The sequence below is a fragment of the Tomitella biformata AHU 1821 genome (assembly GCF_000524475.1).
Taxonomy (GTDB): domain Bacteria; phylum Actinomycetota; class Actinomycetes; order Mycobacteriales; family Mycobacteriaceae; genus Tomitella; species Tomitella biformata.
Map to the genome: position 1 here is coordinate 103337 of NZ_BAVQ01000009.1, position 20605 is coordinate 123941.

Sequence of the window (20605 nt, forward strand, 5' to 3'; positions counted from 1 at the left end):
TGGGACCGAGCCGGCTAATCCGGGCAACCGATCAATACATCTACCCAGTCAAAGCGTTCATATTTCTCTCATTCGGTCTGCACTGCGTAACTCGGACCGCTGGTTTCAACGGCAGCGATCCGTATAGAGGGATTCACTGCGCTGTTTCAGCGCCACGGCGGTTTCATCGAATGCACGTTTCACCCAGGCACCGCTTTCGGCCATGATTTCCCGCGCTTCCACACCAAGGAACGCATCCGTCGAAAAGTAGGAACACCGATTCTCAGAGATGCGCTCAATGACCTGATCCCGTCGGGCGGCCTGTGCTGAAACCTCGGTAGGTCGCAGCTCCCACGACAGCAGACGCTCCGGCGCGACTGCACAGACGTACTCGGTATACGGGTACACCTCCGTGCCTCCCGTGTACTCCGCCAGCATCATCTCAACAGGCGCACCCATTTCCAGTGTTGATCTCGCCGCCACACAGAGAGGATTCCAGTGCGAATACTTGTCGAGGTCGGTGAGGACCTCCCACACGACACTCGCAGGGGCCTCGATCTCAACCGTTATGGATCGAACAAGTGTGGCGGGGTCATAGGCCGGAATAGACAATTCAGACATGATCCTCCGTTCGTACGTAGTGGGTGCAATCGGATTCAAGCGAAAACGTCTCCGCCGCAGGGAGAGATGGCACCACTGGCGCCATCGCCATCGACGCGGGAATATGGCACTTCGGCGATGCCGGGGCCTGCTCCGGCCCGAGTGGCGGCCTTAAGCGCACGGAACCGTGGGTTGCACGTATGCGGGGTCGAACCTCGGGTAGTCGAGGTAGCCCTCTGCGCCAACGCCGCCGTAGTACGAGTTCCGGTCAGGCGTGGCCTGAGGCCAACCGTTCTGCATACGCTCGACAAGGTCGGGGTTGGCGATGAACGGCTGCCCGAACGCGGCGAGGTCGATCAAGTCCATCTCCGCCAGGTCCCGCGCCAACTCTCGGGTCATGCCACCAGCGAGGATGATCGTTCCGCTGTACTCGGCTCGGAACGGCTTGAGAAAATCGACGTCTAGGACGCGGCCTCCGGCAGGAAGCTGATCGACAAGGTGCACATAGGCAAGGTCTCGTCGAGATAGCTCGGACGCTAGATACAGGTAGGTGTCAGCGGCTTCAGTGTAGGCAGGCATGTCGAACAGTTCGCTGAACGGCGAAAGGCGAACACCGACACGGCTGGAACCGACCGCCTCGATCACACAGTCGACCGTCTCGAGGAGGAACCGGGCGCGATTTTGAATTGAACCACCATAGTGATCAGATCTGGTGTTAGTCGAGGGATTCAGGAACTGCTCGAACAGGTAGCCGTTGGCCGCGTGCAACTCCACGCCGTCGAAGCCCGCCTCGCTCGCGTTGACTGCCCCGTGGACGAAATCACGAATCACGCGGCGCACCTCCTCCGTGGATAGCGGCCGAGGCTCGGTCACATCGACGAAGCCGACGGCGCCGTCATCGGTGAACGCAAAAGTCTTGCCTTCATGGGCTGGCACTGCGCCGGCACTGACAGGCCGCTGACGTTCGGGTTGGAGCGACGCGTGCGAAAGTCGACCGACGTGCCAGAGTTGGGAAAAAATGCGGCCCCCCTCATTGTGGACGGCACCGGTAACCGTTTGCCAGCCAGCGACCTGTTCCTTGGACCAGATACCGGGAACGTACGCATACCCTTGGCCTTCTGGGGAGATCGGCGTGCCTTCGGTGACGATCAACCCTGCGGTCGCGCGCTGACGGTAGTACTCCGCCGTATCTGCACTCGCGACGGTGTCGACGCAGCGCGCTCGGGTCATGGGCGCCATCACCATGCGGTTCCTGAGAACAATGTCACCGAGTCGGTAATTATCGAACAATCGGGTCATTCCATACCTCTCCTTGAAGGGCTTTCCACGACTCTCGAGACCAGTTGAGGAGGCATTACTAGACGCTGCGGCGCTCCCCGATAAAGAGCAATTCCTGTGACAGCCTCCGGTGACAACGCCGCGATCATCCGTCTGCCCTCAATCACACTGCGCAACTGGCGCTACAGGAGGGCGGCAACAGTGAGCGAGTCGCCACATCCGCCCCAGCTCGCGCAGTGTCCTACATCACTGTAGCCATTGGCCTCTTAAGCGTCAATGGGTCGCGGTGGCTCATTCACCGTGCACACATAGAGCTGCCCGCGGACTCAGTTGAGAATGTGCGTGTAAGGCACCTACCGCGTACGGCTTCGGCCGGATGACGAGCTTCGACTGGGACTACCGTCAAGCCCTAGTCTCAGAACTCGATCTCGATTGGACCCGAATCTGGACGGGATTGGCACCCGAGTACGAATCCATCGGCTATATCCGCAGGATCTAAAATGTCCGAATTTGCCATCACAACCTTGCCCGACACCACAGTGCACGCGCAGGAACCGCATTCCCCCGATCTGCAGGAGTACGGAACGTCGACACCCCGATCCAGGAGCACATCGACGAGAGTTCGGCTGACTGGCCAGCCGAACTGGTGAGATTCTCCATCCAAGTGCACTACCGTATCGACCATGGAGTCGGAACCATCATCTGAGATCGATCGGGGCGATTCAAAGGGGTCGCCTGAAATCGACACGAAGACTTCCTGATGCTGATTTTCCTGCGGCACCCCCGCAGATCGAAGTCCCACACTCACCGCAGTCATGAATGGCGCTGGGCCGCAGACGAAGGTTTCGCACGACATACTCCCCGCCGCCAGCGCAGCGATCTTCTCGCTCGAGGGAAAACCATGCACATCGTCAAACCAGTAATGCACCTTCAGCCGGCACTCGAAGTCTCGGGCATAATCCTCGAGCTCTCGACGGAAGATAACCGAGTCGCTATCACGATTGGCATAAAACAACACCACCGAAGAGTCGGCTCGGAGCAAGGCGGTCTTCAGAATCGAGATGATCGGTGTGATGCCACTACCTGCGGCGAAGAGCAACAGGTCACTCTTGCGCTCCGACGGAGTGAACCGACCCGATGGCGGCAGCACAGTGATCGTGCTCCCAGGTGTCACATTGTCACACAACCAGTTGGACCCATATCCGCCCGCTGTGCGCTTCACGGTCACCTTTAGATCTTCATCGATGTCGGGGCTACTCGACAACGAGTACGACCGGGCGACGTGCCCCGTGCGGTCACTCGGGATACGGACAGTCAAGAACTGACCTGGCCGGTAGGTGAAGAGCTCGCGAGATCCCTCCGGCTTCTGCAGTACGATCGACTTCGAATCCGAGGTTTCTTCAATAACATCGGTAACGGTCAGTTCGTGCCCGATAACGGCTGTTCGTGTGGTATTCACTTCCAGTCGCCTACGCTCTCCGGTAGTTACGTTGCATCGGTGAATTCAGAATTCGCTGACCGTCCATACACGCACATCGATTAAAACTGTTCACCATCGGCACCTTTCTTCACCATTGGGACCGAATTTCCCCAGCCTTGCCCGCACGCGATCCCGGCGACAAAATCGGGCTTTTGTTCGAGCATTCTCATAGTTGGTTCCTTCGTCCTTGATTCGGCCAGAAGACCCTCTTGCTCGTTATTCGCTGTATCGCTGGCCCCTGAGGGGTTAGTGACTGAGCCGAGGAGAACCGCGACGGCGTATCGGGCGAGCGAGGATTTTCGATTCGTTTCCTCGCGGCGCTCGGATGCTCACTCGAAAGACCGCTGCCCCGATGGCAGAGACACCCGCTGCTTCTTTTCGAATTCTGCGTACCCATGATCTGTAGCGCGGATGCACCAGTTGGAGTACCGCTCGAATCCGCCGACGTACATCAGCAGTACTCGCGGCTTGCCTGGAATGTTCGCGCCCGTGTACCAGGAGTCGGTCTTCGCATGCATCGTGCGAGCAGCGACCGTGTCCAACTCGCTGGCCCACGCCTCCTCCTGGGCGTGGGTGGCACCGAAACGTGAGATCTGATTGTCCTCGAGGTATTCGATGGCCCGCAGGATCCAGTCGACCTGCCATTCGCCCGTGGTGATCATCTGTGCCTGGACCGACGGGCTACCGGGACCATGCACCATGAACAGGTTCGGCAAGCCCGCGGTCATCAAACCGAACACAGTCTTCGGACCGTCGGCCCATCTGTCGGCGAGGCGTACACCGTCAAGCCCGGTCGCGTTCATATTCAGCATCGAGCCGGTCATCGCGTCGAAGCCGGTGGCAAAGATGATCACGTCGAGCTCGTACTCGGAATCGGTTGTGCGAAGCCCTGATTCGGTAATCTCCTCGATAGTGTCCGCCCGCACGTCGACCAGTTTCACATTGTCCCGATTGAACGTCTCGTAGTAGCCGGAGTCCTGGCAGATCCGCTTGCCGCCGATCGGATAGGTCTTCGGGCACAGAAGTTCGGCGGTCCCCGGGTCATCTACGATGGCCCGGATCTTGTTTCGCACGAACTCGGCGAGAATCGCATTCGCCTCCAGATCGGTGGAGGTGTCAGTGAATGTGCGGATGAATTCGAGTCCATTCCGGGCATTCCACGCGCGCTCCATTACCTCTTCGCGCTCTACTTCGGTGTAGTCGAAGATCGAACGCTGCTCGGCGACACTACTCATCAACACGGCACCGTGGGTTTTCAACACTTGCTTGCGCCGCTGGGTGTAGTTGGCTTTCCAGTCCTGCACGTATTCCGGATCCAACTCCCGGTTGAGCGAGGGAAGGCTGAAGTTCGGGGTCCGCTGAAAAACGGTGAGTTGGTCGGCGAGCGCGGCCACCTCTGGGGCGAGCTGGATGCCGGTGGAGCCGGTCCCGATCAGGCCCACGCGCTTACCAGCGAGTTCGACGCCCTCCTTAGGCCACCGCGAGGTGTGGTAGGCCTCGCCGTGAAAGCTGTCCAGGCCGGGCCAGTCGGGGACATTGGAGACGTCCAGGCTGCCGGTGGCCGCGATTACGTACTTGGCGACGAATCGCTCGCCCAATGCGGTGCCAACGTGCCATTCGTCCGCAGCATCGTCGAAGGTCAGTTCATTGACACGAGTCTCGAACCGGATGTTCTCGCGCAGGTCGAAACGGTCGGCCACGTGGTTGGCGTATGCCTCAAGGTCTGGCTGCGGCGAGAAGTGCTCCGACCACGTCCACTCCTGCTGGAGGTTCTCGTCGAAGGAGTACGAGTACTGCATGCTCTCGATGTCGACGCGAGCGCCGGGGTAGCGGTTCCAGTACCAGGTGCCGCCGACGCCGTCGCCGGCCTCCAGGCAGACGACCCGTCGCCCCTGTTGACGGAGACGGTGTAGGGCGTACAACCCGCTAAATCCCGCGCCGATGACGACGACGTCGAAGGGTTGGTCGGTGCGGTCGGCTGCGGGGGTCGAGGTGGACATGTTCCTCCAAAAATTAGAATCTGTATCTGCGACGTGGCGTGGTCGGGTGCACGGGCCGGTGCGGCGTGGACACCGCTACCCCAGCACGGAGCCGCCGTCGGCGATGACGTCGGTGCCATTGACGAATGATGCATCGTCCGAGGCGAGGAATACTACGACGTTCGCGGTCTCTTGCGGGTCTGCCTGACGTTTCAGACCGGTCGGGGCATCGGCGGCCGCGGTCGTCGGCGACATGCTGGTCCGGATGTTGCCGGGAAGAACTGCGTTTACCCGGATGTTCGACGGCGCGAGCTCGATCGCAGCAGTCCTCGTCAATCCACGGAGGGCCCACTTCGACATGCTGTACGCGCCGTGCGCCGGGTATGACGTGGTTCCGGCGAGCGACGATACGTTCACGATCGAGCCGCCGTTCCGAGCGCGCATGGCGGGGATGACGGCCTGGATGCCGAGGAACGGTCCGTGCAGGTTGACGTCGAGGACCTTGTCGAGGTCGGCGACCGTCTCGTCCTCCAGCAGCTGCCTGCGGTAGATCCCCGCATTGTTGACGAGGATGTCAAGCCCGCCGAAGGTCGACGTCGCCAATGCTACGGCGTCAGCCCAGTCAGCCTGGTCCGTCACGTCGAGGCGTGTGTAGACGACGGACTTGCCGAGGTCGCCGGCGAGGGCCTTTCCCTCATCGTCGAGAACGTCGCCGACCACGACCGAGCAGCCTTCGCGTGACAGCGTCCGAACGATCTGTTCGCCCTGCCCGCGTGCGCCACCGGTAACGATTGCGACCCTTCCCTCAAAGCGATTCCGCATGATTCTCCAATTTCGGTGCTCATGGTTCAGCTGTTCAGCGCTCGCCGGATGGCGGCTGTGTAGTCGGCGTCGATCCGCTGGGAGATCGCAGTCTGCGGGAACACTCCCGACGATCCGTGGAAGGTCCCGGGGGAGAGCCGCAGTTCGGTGGGCACACCGGCCTGCGTCAATCGTTGTGCATAGTCGATTCCCTCGTCGCGGAGAGGGTCGTATGAAGAAACCGTGATGTAGGCCGGGGGTAGCCCGGCGAGATCGCGTGCGCGCGCGGGTGCGGCGTACTTCGACGTCTGTTCTCGGTCGGCGTCTCCCCCGAGGTAGTGGTGCCAACTGTCGATTGAGTTCTGTCGGTTCCACAGCGGGGATTCGGTGTACTCGGTCGCCGAGACGGTGAGCAGGCGGTCGTCGAGGACCGGCGAGTCCAGCGCCTGAAAACAGACAGCGGGACCGCCAATATCGCGTGCCTTGAGCGCGACTGCCGCGGCGAGCCCGGCACCGGCGCTGATCCCGGCGACGACAATTTTGGCTGGGTCGATCCCGAGGTCATTATCTCCGGCGATCCAAGTCAGAGCGCTGAAGCAGTCGTCGAACGGTGTCGGGAACGGGTGCTCGGGAGCGAGGCGATAGTTCACCGACACCACCACCGCGTCGAGATCTGCAGCGAGTGCCGATGGAACTCGGACATCGGTGCTGGCGTCGCCGAAGACAAATCCTCCACCGTGAAAGTAAGCGATAGCGGGGAGCTGCTGTTCGGTGCGCCGCTCCGGCCTGAACACGACGAGTTCGATGTCCGATCCGTCAGCTGCCGACGCTGTTCGACGGTCCACCACGATGCCTGCGGGCACAGTGGCCATCGGGTCACCCACGCGCATCGAGCGAACGACCGCGCGGGCCGTCCCGGGGTCAGAGACGTCGAGACGCGGGATGAATCCCATCATCGGCAGGTACTCGGGGTCGACGGCGTATGACATCGATTCCTCCTTGTGCAAGGCGTGAATGCCACCGGCCGCCTCGGACTCGCACGGTTTGACGTGACAGCAGTCACTATGTTTGACCGCTAGGAGCACTGTAGCCATTGGCTACTTTTTCGTCAACTGGCGCACCCCGGCATTCTCGGAGCCCAGCCAGGAAGACCCAGATGGCGCTGGCATGCGGACACCACATCAGACACAAGACGTCGAGGCCAGTCCTCACAACGAGGGCTAAATGAGATTCCCCCAAGGACTTCGTCCAGGGACGGTGCTCCATTAATGGTCTTCTGCGGCAATACCTTCCGAGGGGCACAGACAAATCGCGCGGAGTTTCTCGGGACCTCGAGGTTGCCCCACTCGCGCTCCGCTCGCGAACTGAAATGTCCTTATCGTACCGATTCGAGCGTTGCCTTGGGTGCGCCGCTCCGGCATCACCCGCACCATCGGGAACGCTGACCCCTGCAGTCGCTCCGCCGCCGATCTCACGCCTCCAACTGGCCCGCGATCTGCTGCTCGAGCTCCGCGCACGCCGCCGTCGGCATGACGATGAGCCCGTCGAGCTCCCGACGGGCCCGGCGGTAGGCGTTCTGCCGCTCCTGCGGCGTGGCCGCCTCGTCGATGGCCAGACGCAGCAGATTCTGCGCCCGGGCGAGTCGGGACTGCTCGGCGAGGTCGAAGCCCCCGCGTCGCCGGCGGCGGGCCTCGGTCTCGGCGATGTCGAACGCGACGGCGTAGTCGTGCACGGCGTCGCGGTACCGCGTCTGCGCGGCGTCATCGTCGAGCAGCGCGTCGGGCTCGTCGGGGCGCAGCAGGTCGGCATGGCGCTTGGCCTTGTGGAACTCGACGGTCAGCGGCTCGCGCATGTCGATCATCATGGGGTAGTCCAGCAGCGTGACTAGCTCGGTCTCGTAGGCGAACCAGCGCACATCGGTCTGGATGTGCTCGTCGACGGTCTTGGCGATATCGCGACGTTGGGCCTGCTCGTCCTTGCGCGTCAGCGCCTTCGACTGGGCCACTGCGACCTTGGTCTGCTGCTTGGCGAGGTACCGCTCCTGCCGCCGGTCCGCACGCCGGCGGTTGGCCGCGCCGATCCCCTTGGCCACGCCGCCGACGCTGCCGCCGAAGACGAACACCAGCCACCAGTACTGCCCGACGAACTGAAAGAATGCATCCACCGCACCATGTTCCCACCAAGAGTGCCTCGCTGCGCCACGATTATCGACGGACCATGATCCATCTCAGCTCGTAAGATCAGGCCGAACTGAGGAGGAGACCCCCGATGGCGTCGATAACGCGTATGGCCAAGGGCGGCGGGCGTCGTGACCGTCGGGGCGAAGTCGAGGATCGACTGCTGGCATCGCTCAACCAATTGACCGCGGAAGGCGTGAGCTTCACCGAGATGAGCGTCGCGCGGCTAGCCGCCGGCGCCGGGGTCTCGAGAGCGACGTTCTACGTCTACTTCGCCGACAAGGGTGCGCTGATTGTGCGCCTCACCCAACGGGCGGCCGCGCAATTGCAGGCGCCCGCCGGATTGCTGTCGAGCCTGGCCGCAGCGGATACCGATCCGGCCGGCCTGCGTGCCGCGATCGGCCAAATTGTCGAGCTTTACCGAGCCAACGCGGCCGTATATGCCGCGCTCACCGAGTCCGCGCGCTATGACTCCGCGGCCCGTGCGGTGCTCGACGGCGCGGTCAACGGCATTATCGCCGTCACCGCGCAACGCCTTCGGGCATTGCAAGAAGCCGGGCTGGCGGCATCGGGTCCCGCCGACGAGATCGCCGCCGCCATGGTGTGGATGGTAGAGCGGATGTGCCACCAGTTACCGCCTGACGCAGATCCCGCCACCGTGGGCCGAACCACGGAAGCCCTCGCCGTGATCGCGTGGCAGACGATCTTCGCAGGATCTCAAAAATAAGTCAGACATGGTGTCTATACACACCGCCCGGATTGGTCTACGGTTCGGTGAGCACGCTCACCAACTGGAGGCTTCCCGCGATGACCCCGACGTCGAGACCCGAACCCGCCGACCGCGGCCCCCTGACCCGGTTTAGAAATCGCGAGCAGGCCGACGCGAGATTCGGAGCCAGCTTGGTCACGAGGCTCGAGGCGGGGTTCTGGGAGACCGACACCCTCGCCGATGACGTGGTCGCGTGTTTCGCCGACCTGCCCGGGCGCACCGGGTGGCAGATGCTCGAGTCCGCGATCACCCGCGGTATCGACCAGGTGCCCGACGCGCCCCCACCCCTGATCGCCCTCTTCGAGCAGGCCGCGACAGTCCCCGCCTGGGTCGATTGGGAGCAGATGGAGACCGGACGCATCGCGTATCTGCGTCCGGGGCTGCTGACGGGCCTGGGCCTGGGCTGCGCGTCGTTGGCCGCGGGCTACCGGTCCGGCGCCGGGGTCAAGCCGCTGGTGTATACCGGTCGCATCGTGAACAAGGCGGGCGTCCGGCTGCGGGAGACCGGTCGGTGGATCCATGCCGTCACCACCCCGGGCGGGATGCGGCCCGGGGGTGCGGGTTTCGCCGCCACCCTGAAGGTCCGGCTCGTGCACGCCATGGTGCGACGACGCCTCCAGACCTCGCCCGACTGGCAGTGGGATGACTGGGGCGCACCGCTCAACGACTCGGACCTCGTCCACGGGATCGTCGGCGAGTTCAGCACCGTCATGATCGACGCGGTGGTCGACGCGGGCATCCACTATTCGCAGGCCGAGCGCGAAGCTATGCACCACCTATGGCGCTATATAGGCCATGTCCTCGGTGTGCCGGCGGATCTATTGCCGGACAGCGAGGCGCGCGCATTGGCGATCGTGGGCGCACTCGACCTCACCGAGTCCGCACCCGATGACGATTCCACGCTGTTGGTGCACGCCCTGATCAACGACGGCCTGATCCCAGCCCTGCCGCTACCTGCCGGAGTCAAGGCGAGGTGCACGCCGGTGATCACCACGGTGCTCTATGGACTCACGCGCCGCTGGGCCGGTCCGGAGCTGGCCGCACAGTTCGACCTGCCGAGTACCCGGACGGGCCACCTGATCCCGTTGATCCGTCCGGCCGTGCAGGCTCTCGAACTTGCCCGCCGGATCGGGTTGCGGTCGGGCTCGACACTGGCGGCGAAAAGCCATGCACTGGTGGGCCGCACACTCGCAGCGCCCGAGGCCCCCACCATCCCCGTGGCCGGGATGGTCAACACGGGCTGAGTGATCGCCCCACGGGAGGGGCGGGACAAGATGAGCCCATGACATTGACCATCTACGCCGAGGACCTGCGCAAGGGCGCCGCCCACCAGCTCGGCTCGCACACCGTCACCGAGGCCGAGCTCGTCGAGTTTGCCGCCCAGTGGGACCCACAGGGCTTCCATATCGACCGCAGCGTGGCGGACGCCGGCCAATTCGGCGGGCTCATCGCGAGCGGCATCCACACCCTCGCCATCTACCAGCGGCTCAGCGTCGTCGGCATATTCGACGACTGGGCCGTGATCGCCGGCCGGGAGCTGCGCTCGGTGCGATTCTTGCGTCCGGTACGGCCGGGCGATGCCCTGACCGGGACCGTCGTCATCGAGGACATCGTGTTCGACGACCGCGCCCGCGCGCTGGTGACCACCTCCGCCGAGCTGGTCGACGGCGCGGGCGACCGGGTCCTCAGCCTGCTCATGGACGCCTACGTGCACGCCCGGCCGAGCACCTGAGTCCGGCCGGGCAATACAGCCTTAGAAGGTGGAGGCGTCGATGACGAAGCGGTACCGGACGTCGGAGGCCAGCACGCGCTCGTAGGCCTCATTGATCTTGTCGGCCCCGATGACCTCGATCTCGGAGCCCAGGCCGTGCTCGGCGCAGAAGTTGAGCATCTCCTGGGTCTCGCGGATGCCGCCGATGAGCGAGCCGGCGTAGGTGCGGCGAGCCCCGATCAGGGAGAACACGTTGAGCGAAAGCTTCTCGGGCGGCGCGCCCACGTTGACCATCGCCCCGTCCAGCGCGAGCAGGCCCAGGTAGGCGTCCACGTCGATGTTGGCGCTGACGGTGTTGATGATCAGGTCGAAGCTGCCGCGCAGCGTCTTGAACGTCGCCGGGTCGCCGGTCGCGTGGTAGTGGTCGGCGCCCAGGCGCAGCCCGTCCTCCTGCTTCTTCAACGACTGCGACAGGACGGTGACCTCCGCGCCCATCGCGTGGGCGAGCTTGACGGCCATGTGCCCCAGCCCGCCGAGCCCCACGATCGCGACCCGCTTACCGGGGCCCGCGCCCCAGTGCCGCAGCGGCGAGTACGTGGTGATGCCCGCGCACAGCAGCGGCGCGGCGACGTCGAGCTCGATGCCGTCGGGGATGTTCAGCACGAAGTCCTCGGTCACGACGATGTGGGTGGAGTACCCGCCCTGCGTGATGGTGCCGTCCCGGTCGAGGGCCCCATAGGTGCCGATGTTGCCGGCGAGGCAGTACTGCTCCTCGCCCTGCTGGCAGTTGGCGCACTCGCGGCAGGAGTTGACCATGCAGCCGACGCCGACGCGGTCGCCAACTTTGTGGCGGGTGACCGCGGAGCCGACCTCGGCGACGATCCCGGCGATCTCGTGGCCGGGGGCCAGCGGGAGCTTCGGCGCGCTCCACTCGCCGCGGACGGTGTGGATGTCGGAGTGGCAGATGCCGGAGAACTTGATGTCGATCAGCACATCGTGGGGGCCGACATCTCGCCGCTCGATGGTCGTCAGGGAGAGCGGCTCCGTGACGGAGTGGGCGGCATACGCCTTGACGGTGAGCATGGTTCTCCTAATGGTCGACTGATCGGGGAGGGTGGCACAGGCAGGTGGCGCCGAGGGTAATCCTTCCCCGACGCGCCAGCTACCGGGCCTTCAAGATCGCCTCGAGCAAACCCGGGAACCGCTCGTCCACCGCAGCGGTGCGCAGGCTGTTGAGGATCGCGGTGCCCCGATACTGCTGGGTGATCACTCCAGCCTCCCGCAGCACCCGGAAGTGGTGGGTGGAGGTTGATTTGCTCACCGGCAGCTCGAAGGCGATGCAGGCTTGGTCGTCATGGCCGTCAGCTAGTTGCCGCACGATGGTCCGCCGCACGGGGTCGGCCAGGGCGGCGAGGACGGCGTCGAGCGTCAACTGCTCGGGCGTTGGATGTTCGAGGCGGCGCATGCCCGCAGTATCTCTCATTTTCCACTCCCCGATGGTGCTAGTACGAGTTTGATCGTACTACGATGTAACTCGTACTAGATTGCCGAGTGCAGAATTCGAGGAGAGAATCCGTGACCGAGCTGTTCCGACCGTTGACACTGCGCGGGACCACCATTCCCAACCGCGTCTGGATGTCCCCCATGTGCACCTACAGCGCAGAGTCGGATGGCCTCGGCGTCGGCCAGCCCAACGACTTCCACCTGACCCACTACGGGGCCCGCGCCGCCGGTGGCGTCGGCCTGGTGATGATCGAGGCCACCGGCGTCGTGGCCGAGGGCCGGATCTCCGCCTTCGACCTGGGGCTCTGGACCAACGAGCAGGTTCCCGCCCACCAGCGGCTCGCGCGGGCCATCGCCGAGGCCGGGGCGGTGCCCGGCATCCAGCTGGCCCATGCCGGACGCAAGGCCTCCACCGAACGGCCCTGGCTGGGTGGGAAGCCGGTTGCAGCGGCCGACGGCGGCTGGCCCACGCTCGCCCCGAGCGCGGTGCCCTTCCCCGGAAGCCCGGCGCCGTCCGCCATGACCAGAGCAGATATCTCCGCGGTCGTCACGGCCTGGGCAGACGCGGCGCGCCGCGCGCTGGAAGCCGGCTACGAGGTCGTCGAGGTCCACGCCGCCCACGGCTACCTGCTGCATTCGTTCCTCTCGCCGTTGAGCAACACCCGCACCGACGAGTACGGCGGCACCCTGGAGAACCGATCGCGGATAGTGCTGGAAGTCCTCGACGCCGTCCGTAGTGTCTGGCCCGCTGGCAAACCAGTGTTCCTGCGGATCTCCACCACCGACTGGGTGGCGGAGGATGCCGAGGACGGCCGGGATTCCTGGACGCTGGCGGACGCCACCGCACTGGCCGGCTGGGCCCGCGAGCACGGCGCCGACCTCATCGACGCCTCCTCCGGCGGCCTGGTGCCGGCGCGGATACCGAACACCGCCGACTACCAAACCACGAACGCGGCGCTGCTCAAGGCCGGCAGCGGCGCCGTTGTCGCCGCCGTCGGGCGCATCACCGACCCGATGCACGCCAACGAGCTGCTGGTCGCAGAATCGGCCGACGCGATCTTCCTCGGCCGCGCTCTGTTGCGCGACGCCTCCTGGGCCAACAACGCGGCCACCGCGCTCGGCGCCCAGGGCCGATACATGCCCCAATACGCGTACGCCGTCTGATCCCGGAGGGCCCACATCATGAAGGACACACACCCCATGCGAGTTTTCCAGATCGGCGCGGCCGGCGGCGTCGGCTCACGCCTGGCCACGCTCCTACGCGACCACGGCCATGAGAGCACCGGCATGCACCGCCGGCCCGCCCAAGCCGACACTGTCCGCGCGACGGGCGCCACGCCGGTCTTGGGGGATTTGATTGCCGACAGCACCGCGGACCTGGCCGAAAAATTCCGCGGGCATGATGCCATCGTCTTCTCCGCCGGCGCGCACGGCACCGGCATGGACCAGACCACCTTGATCGACGGCGAGGGCCTGGAGAAGGCGGCCGACGCGGCAGCGCTCGCCGGGGTGTCCCGCTTCGTTCTCGTGTCGGCCTTCCCCGAGGCTGCCCGCGGCCAGGGCGCGAGCGAGGGGTTCGAGCACTATATGCGCGTCAAGAAGAGCGCCGACGTGTATCTGAGCCGCACTGGCCTGGACTGGCTGATCGTCCGCCCCGGGCTGCTCAGCGACGAGCCGGGCGACGGAGCCGTGACCGCCGGGCTGGCCATCGACTACGGGGTGACTCGCCGGGACAACGTCGCGGCGTTCATCGAGGCCGCGCTGTCTGCACCGGCTCTGAACAGGGTCATCGTCGAACTCACCGACGGGCCGACCTCGGCGGCAGACGCCGTCGCCGCCCTCATCGCGGGCTGACCGACCCCACACTGCCGCCGCGATCATTACTATGGCCGTGTGCCCACGTCTTCATCGCCGACCTCCGTTGAGCCGACCCCGTCGCCAACGTCCAATGACGATCAGCCGCCCTACGGGTCGAGGGGGAATCCGGAGCCGTCTGGCCGCGTGCTGCCCTGGCTCCTGCTGATCGCGGGCCTGCTCGGCGGGCTCGCGTCGTTCATCCTCACCTGGGAAAAGGTCGAGCTGCTCATCGACCCCAACTACGTCCCATCGTGCAGCTTCAACCCGGTGCTGAGCTGCGGTTCCGTGATGGACACCCCGCAGGCCTCCCTGTTCGGGTTCCCCAACTCGCTGCTCGGCATCCTGGGCTTCGCCATGGTCGTGGCCACCGGCGCCGCGATGCTCGCCGGGGCGCGGATGGCCGCCTGGTACTGGATGACGCTGTGGGTGGGCCTGACGGCCGCGGTCGTGATGGTGCACTGGTTGATCTACCAGAGCCTGTACACCATCGGCGCCCTGTGCCCGTATTGCATGGTCGTGTGGGTCACGACGATCCCGCTGTGGTGGTGGGTGACCCTGCGCAACGTGAACTACCTGGCGAAGTCGCCGCGGGCCCAGGGCGTCGCCCGGTTCCTACGCAAGACCAGCCTGGTGCCACCGATCGTGTGGGCGATGATCATCGTCACCATGATCGCGGATCGGTTCTGGTACTACTGGGAGACGCTGCTCTAACTACCGGCCCGCCCGCAAGAAGCTGCCGGTGCGGCGGTTGCCCAGCACCTCGGCCTCCGCGCCCTCGCCGAAGACATACTCGCCGCCGATGAACACTGCGGTGACGGCCTCGTCGTTGCGGTTGACCATGCGGGAGAGGTTCTCGTACTCCGGCACCACGGCCTCGGCGTAGGAGTCCAGCGCGGCGTCGAGGTGCGCCGGGTCGAGCACCACGACGTCGGCGCGGTCGCCCTCGCGCAGGTGGCCCGCGTCGAGCGAGTACCAGTCGGCAAGCTCCCCGGTCAGGCGGTGCACCGCCTGCTCGACGGTCATGAAGGGCGTGCCCGCCAGCTCCGCGTCGTGCACCCGGCGCAGCAGTCGCAGCCCGAAGTTGTAGAACGCCATGTTCCGCAGGTGTGCGCCCGCGTCGGAGAAGCCCATCTGGACGCCGGGGTCCGCCGCGAACTTGTTGAGGACCTCGGGCCGGTGGTTCGAGATCGTGGTGCGCCACCGGACCTTGTCGCCGTGCTCGACGACGAGGTCCAAGAACACGTCCACCGGGTGCACGCCGCCGCGGTCGACGCCGACCTGGCCGAAGGTCTTGCCGAGCACGGACGCGTCGGGGCACTCGACGATCTCGGCGTCGAAGAAGTCGCGGTGCCACACGCGGGGCCCGTACTTCTTGCCGTAGTCCTTGCGGAACCGGCGCCGGTAGCCCTCGTCCGACATCAGCGCGCGCTGCTGCTCCAGCCGGTTCGACAGGTCCAGCGCGGCCGCCCCGGAACCGAACTCCTCGAAGACCACCAGGCCGATGCCGTCGGAGTACACCTCGAACGGCACCGGCAGATGCTGCCACCGGAAGTTCCCGCCGAGGCTGTTGATCACCCGCGCCACCACCGGGAACAGCAGTGCGATGCCGGGGATCGACTTGAAGTCGGCCGCCGAGAGCAGGCTGGTCTTGAGTGGCTTGCGGAAGACGCCCAGGCTGCTCAGCGCCATGACCATGATCGAATGCGGGCGGCTCGCATCCGGCCCGGCCTGCAGTGCCCGGCCGCGACGCCGCAGAATCGCGTTGAGACGGCGGCGTTCCCGGTTTGTCGCGTAGGTGGACGGCAGCGTCCTCGAGCGGCAGACCTCGCCATCGAGCCTGTCGAAGCGCAGCTGCTGCGAGGACATGCCCACGAAGCCGGCGTCAAGCGCCTCGGCGAGCATGGCCTCCATCGCCGCGAGCTCGACCGGGGAGGGCTTGACGTCCTTGCGGGTGGCCCGGTCCAAGCCCATCTCCGCGGCGCGCAGATCCGAGTGGCCGATGAACGCCGCCACGTTCGGCCCGAGCGGCAGCGACTCGAGGGCCGCGATGTACTCCCGCGCCGACGTCCAGCTCTCGCCGCCCTCGAGCGCCGCCACCACGAACTTGCGGGGGATGGCCTCGACCCGGCCGAACAGGTCGCCGGCATCAGCGGGGCCGACGTGGATCGTGGACAGCGAGCAGGAGCCGAGCAGGATCGAGGTCACCCCATGGCGCACCGACTCTTTGAGGCCGGGGCTGAGCAGGACCTCGACGTCGTAGTGCGTGTGGATGTCGACCATGCCGGGGATGACCCACTTGCCGGCGGCGTCGACGACCCGCGCGCAGCCCGCCTCGTCCAGCGCGGTGGCCGAGACCGCGGCGACCCGGCCGTCGCGCAGCCCGAGGTTCCGGATCTCGGACCTGCCACCGGCGCCGTCGAACCACCGGCCGTTCTTGATGATCGCGTCGTAGCTCATCGTCGTGCCTCTCTCAGCGTTCACAGGGTGATCTGATTGCGGATTGCTTTGCCGGTCGCGTTGCGCGGCAAAGGATCTGTCGTGATCCGCCAGCGCGATGGGACCTTGAAATAGGCGATCCGCTCCGCGGCGAACTCCCGCAGCTCCTCCTCCGTGGCGGCCATCCCGGGGCGCAGCACCACCACCGCGGCGACCTCCTCCCCGAGGTCCTCGTGCGGGGCGCCGATCACCGCGCACTCGGCGACGGCGGGATGCTCGTCCAGGACCTGCTCGACCTCGATGGGATAGATGTTCTCGCCGCCACGCAAAATCAGGTCGGACCGCCGGCCCACCATCCGCAGCCGCCCGTCCTCGAGCACTCCGTAGTCGCCGGTCCGGAGCCAGCGGTCCGCGGTGATCGCGCCCGCGGTCGCCGCGGGGTTGTCCCAGTAGCCGAGCATCACGTAGGGGCTGCGGGCGCAGATCTCCCCCTCCTCCCCATCCGCGAGCACCTGCCCGAACGGGTCCCGGATCTCCACCTGGACGCCGACGATAGGCCGGCCGAGGGTGCCCGGGAACGCCGCCAGCTCCGGGGGCGTGGCGACGGAGATCGCGGTGCTGGACTCGGTGAGCCCGTAGCTGTCCACCAGGGCGTTCCGCGTGAACGGCAGTTTCTCCCGGAGCCGCTGCTGGAACTCCGGCGAGGACGGCGCGGAGGCGAGGGCGAAGGAGGTCAGCGAGGACAGGTCATACTGCGTCAGGTCGTGCTCCATCAACCGGCCCACCAGGGTGGGGACCGCCGCCCAGTTGGTCACCTTCTCCTTCTCCACGAGCTGCAGCATGCGGTCGACGTCGAAGGCGCCCTCGTAGATCACCACTGCCCCGCCCGTCGCCAGCCGCGGCAGCGCCAGGTTGTTCAGGCTGGCCGTGTGGAACAGCGGCGCGGTGAGCAAATACCGAAGATCGCTCGGCGCGGTCGAGTTCGGGTCGCCGCCGATGAAAGCCGCAAGGAGAGCGTCGCTGTGGCGGTGGTAGTCGATAACCGCTAGGAGGCTCCGGTGTGATTGCACCGCGCCCTTGGGTCGGCCGCTGGTCCCGCTGGTGTAAAGGATCAGCGCGGGATCGTCCTCGTCGACGTCCGTCGTGGGCAGGTCCGCGCCCGCGAACTCGGCGATCAGGCGCGGGAGGTCCTCCTCCATCGTCAGCAGCGGCACACCCTGCCCCTCGATGCGTGCGGCGCGCTTGGCGTCGGCGATCACGACGGTCGGCCTTGTGTGGCCGATGCCGTACTCGATCTCCCGCGGAGCCCACCAGGCGTTATAGCCGACGGCGACCGCCCCGAGCGTCTGCGCGGCCCAGAAGGCGACGAGCCACTCCGGGACATTGGCGGCGAGGATCCCGACGCGGTCACCCTTGCCGACCCCGTACTTGTCCCGCAGCGCGGCGGCGAGCGCGGCGACGGCCGCCCCGTGCTCGGCATAACTCATTCGGCGGCCCGCGGTGACGAGGTAGTCGCGATCCCCGTAGCCGAGGGAGGCCGCGAGCACCTCGCCGAGCGAGCGGTCGCGGTTGCGCATCACGGGCATCGGCACGCCGAGCACATCCTCGATCTGCTGCTCAAAGCGCCCGCCTGGGCCCATCAGGCCCCCCATCACCTTCGCGATGTGTTGCTGGGCGGCTTGCTGGGGATCAGCGGTCACGGCTGCTCCTTCAGGTGGTTGGTCATGGCACGAGCGTCGCACGTCCGCGGCCAGAATGTGACGTCCGACATAGACTAGCGTCCACTGGCGCATTATCAAGTGATCGACGAGGGCCAGCCGCCACGCCTATTCGTGGGGGCGCAAGTGGGAGCGCTGGCCCTCATGGTTGAGGATGCAGAGGATCTCCGCCGGTCCCCCGAATGCCTTGATCGCATGTGGGATCATCGTGGAGAACTCGGCGGCCTGGCCCGTCTCGACCCGGATGATGCGCTCGCCCAGCAGCAGCGCGACGGTCCCGGACAGCACCGTGAACCAGTCCTTGCCCGGATGCACGCCCATCTGATCGCGACCTCCGCCCAGCGGCTCCTCGGTGACGCGGATCTTCGCGACCGTCGTGCCCTCCGCTCCCCGGTTGAGCAGCCAACTCGTCTGCCCGCGCCGCTCGTCGCGCTGAGGCCGGATCACCACGTCGTCGTCGTCGATCGACTCCACCAACTGATCGAGCGTCGTCCCCAGCGCCCGGGCCAGGGAGGTCAGCTGGTCGAGGCTGATCCTGCGGTGGCCGGTCTCGATGCGGCTGAGGGTGGATGGACTCAGGAAGGCCCGTTCGGCGAGGCGGTCCAGTGACCAGCCGCGGGCCTGCCGCAGGCTTCGGATCCGCATGCGGACGGTGCTGTCCAAATCGCTTTCTTGCGTCATACGCAAGATGGTACCCACTAGGAGCAAAGCGCGGTTACCGTGGAGGCATGGCAACTTCGCACCACGCTCACACCGGCCACAACCACTCGGGCCATCAGGTCCCCGGCCCAGACGACCACGCCATGGCGGAGATGCTGGAGCTCGACGCCGAGGTGCTGCAGGACTACCTCGCCGAGCTGACCGGCTGGCTGGGCGAGCTGTCCGATGGCGAACCCCGCCGCATCATCGACCTGGGAGCCGGACCCGGCACCGGTGCGTTCGCCCTGGCCCGGCAGTTCCCGCAGGCCGAGGTCACGGCCGTCGACGTCTCTCCCCTTCTGCTGCACCGACTCTCCACGCGGGCCGCGGCGCTCGGATTGTCGGCGCGCGTCACCGGCCTCGAGGCCGACTTGGACGCGGGCCTGCCTCCGCTCGGCGACGCCGACCTGGTCTGGGCGGCGTCCTCCCTGCACCACATGTCCGATCCGGATCGGGTGCTGGCCGACGCGTTCGCGGCGCTGCGCCCGGGCGGCCTGCTCGCGGTGACCGAGATGCACTTCTTCCCGCGCTTCCTGCCCGCCGATATCGGCGTCGGGCCGCCGGGACTCGAGGAGCGGGTCCACACGGCGCTCGACACCTCGCCCTTCGTCGACTGGACCGAGAACCTGGTCCGGGCAGGATTCACCATCGAGGCCGCGCGCCCCTTCGAGGTCCAGCTGGCCAATCCCGGGACCGCTGCCGCCCGCTACGCCGAGATTTGCCTGCGCCGCCTGCGCTCGCACCTCGACGGCCAGGTCTCCGCGGAGGACCTGGCGTCCCTCGACACCCTGCTCGACGTCGATGGGCCGCGCACATTGGCCCGGCGCTCCGACCTCGACGTCCGGACCACTCGGACCACGTGGGCGGCCCGACGCCCCTGAGCATCAACTCCATGGCCAGCGGGTGCACACCGCGAGCGTGTAGAGGAACGTGCAGGTTTTCGCGAAATCCTGCACGTTTCGCTACACGCTCGCGCCCGCGGCCGCCAGGTACTCCCATGCGCGCCCGGTCAGTGTGGCTGTCAGCCGATACAGCAGCGTCTTGTCGACGGTGACCACCCGCCAGCCCGTCTCGAAGTACATGGCGTAGCGGTTGACGTCGTAATTCCGCTGCTCCTCGGAATCGCCATGCCATTGGCCGTCGTACTCAAAGCCGACCTTCCACTCCGCCCAGCCGAGGTCGAGGTGGGCGAAGAGGCGGCCGTTGGTGTCCAGCACCGGGACCTGCGTCTCCGGGCGCGGAAATCCATTTCGGATCAGGAGCAACCGCAGATGCGTCTCGGGCGGCGACTCCGCGCCACCGTCGACAAGTTCCAGGGCCTCCCGCAAGCGGCGCAGGCCCCCAGCGCGGGGATGCGCCGCGGCGACCTCCTCGATATCCGGGCGGGCTCCATCCGCAGGCGATTGCACAGCGCGTCGAGCAGCACCACCCGCTGGTCCAGGTCCCTCTGCGAATTCGGGTCCCACCGCGGCTGCGCCGACGCCGGCCACCGTCCCAGGTCTAACCCCGTCCTCGCCGCCGACGTCACCCGCATGCCCTGTGCCCGGACGATCTCGTCCTCCGGCAGGTCCATCCGATGCACCGTCAAACCGTCGCAATCCCCCGCCCCGCCACTGCG

The 20605-nt window shown here is 66.1% G+C and carries 20 protein-coding genes; 7 read left to right on the forward strand and 13 right to left on the reverse strand.

Annotation, left to right across the window (positions count from 1 at the left end):
• Positions 1 to 105 precede the first annotated feature (105 nt).
• From TBIF_RS06220 to TBIF_RS06250, 7 genes are all read right to left on the reverse strand, one after another.
• The gene (locus TBIF_RS06220; protein ID WP_024793984.1) at positions 106 to 600 is read right to left on the reverse strand and encodes an SRPBCC domain-containing protein; all 495 of its coding nucleotides are present in this window, start codon (positions 598 to 600) and stop codon (positions 106 to 108) included.
• A 150-nt stretch (positions 601 to 750) separates the two neighbouring features.
• Positions 751 to 1878: an alkene reductase gene (locus TBIF_RS06225; RefSeq protein WP_024793985.1), complete on the reverse strand. Its 1128-nt coding sequence runs from the start codon at positions 1876 to 1878 to the stop codon at positions 751 to 753.
• Between the two features lie 394 nt (positions 1879 to 2272).
• Positions 2273 to 3316: a ferredoxin--NADP reductase gene (locus tag TBIF_RS06230; protein WP_084611572.1), complete on the reverse strand. Its 1044-nt coding sequence runs from the start codon at positions 3314 to 3316 to the stop codon at positions 2273 to 2275.
• A 350-nt stretch (positions 3317 to 3666) separates the two neighbouring features.
• Positions 3667 to 5337 (reverse strand): flavin-containing monooxygenase, encoded by a 1671-nt coding sequence (locus TBIF_RS23000; RefSeq protein WP_038170034.1) that lies wholly within the window; start codon positions 5335 to 5337, stop codon positions 3667 to 3669.
• Positions 5338 to 5412: 75 nt separating this feature from the next.
• Entirely contained in the window at positions 5413 to 6138 is a 726-nt protein-coding gene (locus TBIF_RS23005) for an SDR family NAD(P)-dependent oxidoreductase (protein WP_038170037.1), read from the reverse strand.
• Between the two features lie 26 nt (positions 6139 to 6164).
• Positions 6165 to 7106 carry an alpha/beta hydrolase gene (locus tag TBIF_RS06245; RefSeq protein ID WP_024793987.1) on the reverse strand — a complete coding sequence of 314 codons (942 nt, stop codon included), beginning with the start codon at positions 7104 to 7106 and terminating at the stop codon, positions 6165 to 6167.
• A gap of 482 nt (positions 7107 to 7588) precedes the next feature.
• Positions 7589 to 8281 (reverse strand): hypothetical protein, encoded by a 693-nt coding sequence (locus TBIF_RS06250; RefSeq protein ID WP_024793988.1) that lies wholly within the window; start codon positions 8279 to 8281, stop codon positions 7589 to 7591.
• 104 nt (positions 8282 to 8385) lie between these two features.
• Between TBIF_RS06250 and TBIF_RS24385 the strand changes: the two genes are divergently transcribed.
• From TBIF_RS24385 to TBIF_RS06265, 3 genes are all read left to right on the forward strand, one after another.
• On the forward strand, positions 8386 to 9021 hold the full coding sequence (locus TBIF_RS24385) for a TetR/AcrR family transcriptional regulator (RefSeq protein ID WP_024793989.1): 636 nt from the start codon (positions 8386 to 8388) through the stop codon (positions 9019 to 9021).
• Between the two features lie 173 nt (positions 9022 to 9194).
• Positions 9195 to 10307, forward strand: a complete 1113-nt coding sequence (locus tag TBIF_RS24390; protein WP_024793990.1) for an oxygenase MpaB family protein — start codon at positions 9195 to 9197, stop codon at positions 10305 to 10307.
• 38 nt (positions 10308 to 10345) lie between these two features.
• On the forward strand, positions 10346 to 10795 hold the full coding sequence (locus tag TBIF_RS06265) for a MaoC/PaaZ C-terminal domain-containing protein (protein WP_024793991.1): 450 nt from the start codon (positions 10346 to 10348) through the stop codon (positions 10793 to 10795).
• Between the two features lie 21 nt (positions 10796 to 10816).
• On the opposite strand, the gene TBIF_RS06270 is transcribed toward TBIF_RS06265, so the two are convergent.
• Together TBIF_RS06270 and TBIF_RS23020 are read right to left on the reverse strand one after the other, a co-directional pair.
• Positions 10817 to 11857 (reverse strand): NAD(P)-dependent alcohol dehydrogenase, encoded by a 1041-nt coding sequence (locus tag TBIF_RS06270; RefSeq protein ID WP_024793992.1) that lies wholly within the window; start codon positions 11855 to 11857, stop codon positions 10817 to 10819.
• A gap of 79 nt (positions 11858 to 11936) precedes the next feature.
• Positions 11937 to 12257 carry an ArsR/SmtB family transcription factor gene (locus TBIF_RS23020; RefSeq protein ID WP_235174538.1) on the reverse strand — a complete coding sequence of 107 codons (321 nt, stop codon included), beginning with the start codon at positions 12255 to 12257 and terminating at the stop codon, positions 11937 to 11939.
• A gap of 92 nt (positions 12258 to 12349) precedes the next feature.
• Here TBIF_RS23020 and TBIF_RS06280 point away from each other — a divergent pair, with 92 nt between their 5' ends.
• The 3 genes from TBIF_RS06280 to TBIF_RS06290 all read left to right on the forward strand — a co-directional run bounded on the left by TBIF_RS06280 (position 12350) and on the right by TBIF_RS06290 (position 14845).
• Entirely contained in the window at positions 12350 to 13441 is a 1092-nt protein-coding gene (locus TBIF_RS06280) for an NADH:flavin oxidoreductase/NADH oxidase (protein WP_024793993.1), read from the forward strand.
• Between the two features lie 36 nt (positions 13442 to 13477).
• Positions 13478 to 14131 (forward strand): NAD(P)H-binding protein, encoded by a 654-nt coding sequence (locus tag TBIF_RS06285; protein WP_024793994.1) that lies wholly within the window; start codon positions 13478 to 13480, stop codon positions 14129 to 14131.
• Between the two features lie 147 nt (positions 14132 to 14278).
• The gene (locus TBIF_RS06290; protein WP_024793995.1) at positions 14279 to 14845 is read left to right on the forward strand and encodes a vitamin K epoxide reductase family protein; all 567 of its coding nucleotides are present in this window, start codon (positions 14279 to 14281) and stop codon (positions 14843 to 14845) included.
• Here TBIF_RS06290 and TBIF_RS06295 read toward each other — a convergent pair whose 3' ends face one another.
• The 3 genes from TBIF_RS06295 to TBIF_RS06305 form a co-directional block, all read right to left on the reverse strand.
• Positions 14846 to 16591, reverse strand: coding sequence for an N-acyl-D-amino-acid deacylase family protein (locus TBIF_RS06295; RefSeq protein WP_024793996.1), 1746 nt, complete (start codon positions 16589 to 16591; stop codon positions 14846 to 14848).
• 20 nt (positions 16592 to 16611) lie between these two features.
• Positions 16612 to 18222 carry a steroid-24-oyl-CoA synthetase gene (gene casG / locus TBIF_RS06300; RefSeq protein WP_024793997.1) on the reverse strand — a complete coding sequence of 537 codons (1611 nt, stop codon included), beginning with the start codon at positions 18220 to 18222 and terminating at the stop codon, positions 16612 to 16614.
• Between the two features lie 174 nt (positions 18223 to 18396).
• A complete protein-coding gene (locus TBIF_RS06305; RefSeq protein ID WP_024793998.1) occupies positions 18397 to 18969 on the reverse strand; it encodes a helix-turn-helix domain-containing protein in 573 nt (190 codons plus the stop codon).
• Positions 18970 to 19016: 47 nt separating this feature from the next.
• Between TBIF_RS06305 and TBIF_RS06310 the strand changes: the two genes are divergently transcribed.
• Positions 19017 to 19868, forward strand: a complete 852-nt coding sequence (locus TBIF_RS06310) for a class I SAM-dependent methyltransferase (protein ID WP_024793999.1) — start codon at positions 19017 to 19019, stop codon at positions 19866 to 19868.
• Between the two features lie 81 nt (positions 19869 to 19949).
• Here the strand turns inward: TBIF_RS06310 and TBIF_RS24395 are convergent, their stop codons facing one another.
• Complete coding sequence (locus tag TBIF_RS24395) at positions 19950 to 20396, reverse strand: putative endonuclease domain-containing protein (RefSeq protein WP_051461380.1); 447 nt, start codon at positions 20394 to 20396, stop codon at positions 19950 to 19952.
• Between the last annotated feature and the right edge of the window lie 209 nt (positions 20397 to 20605).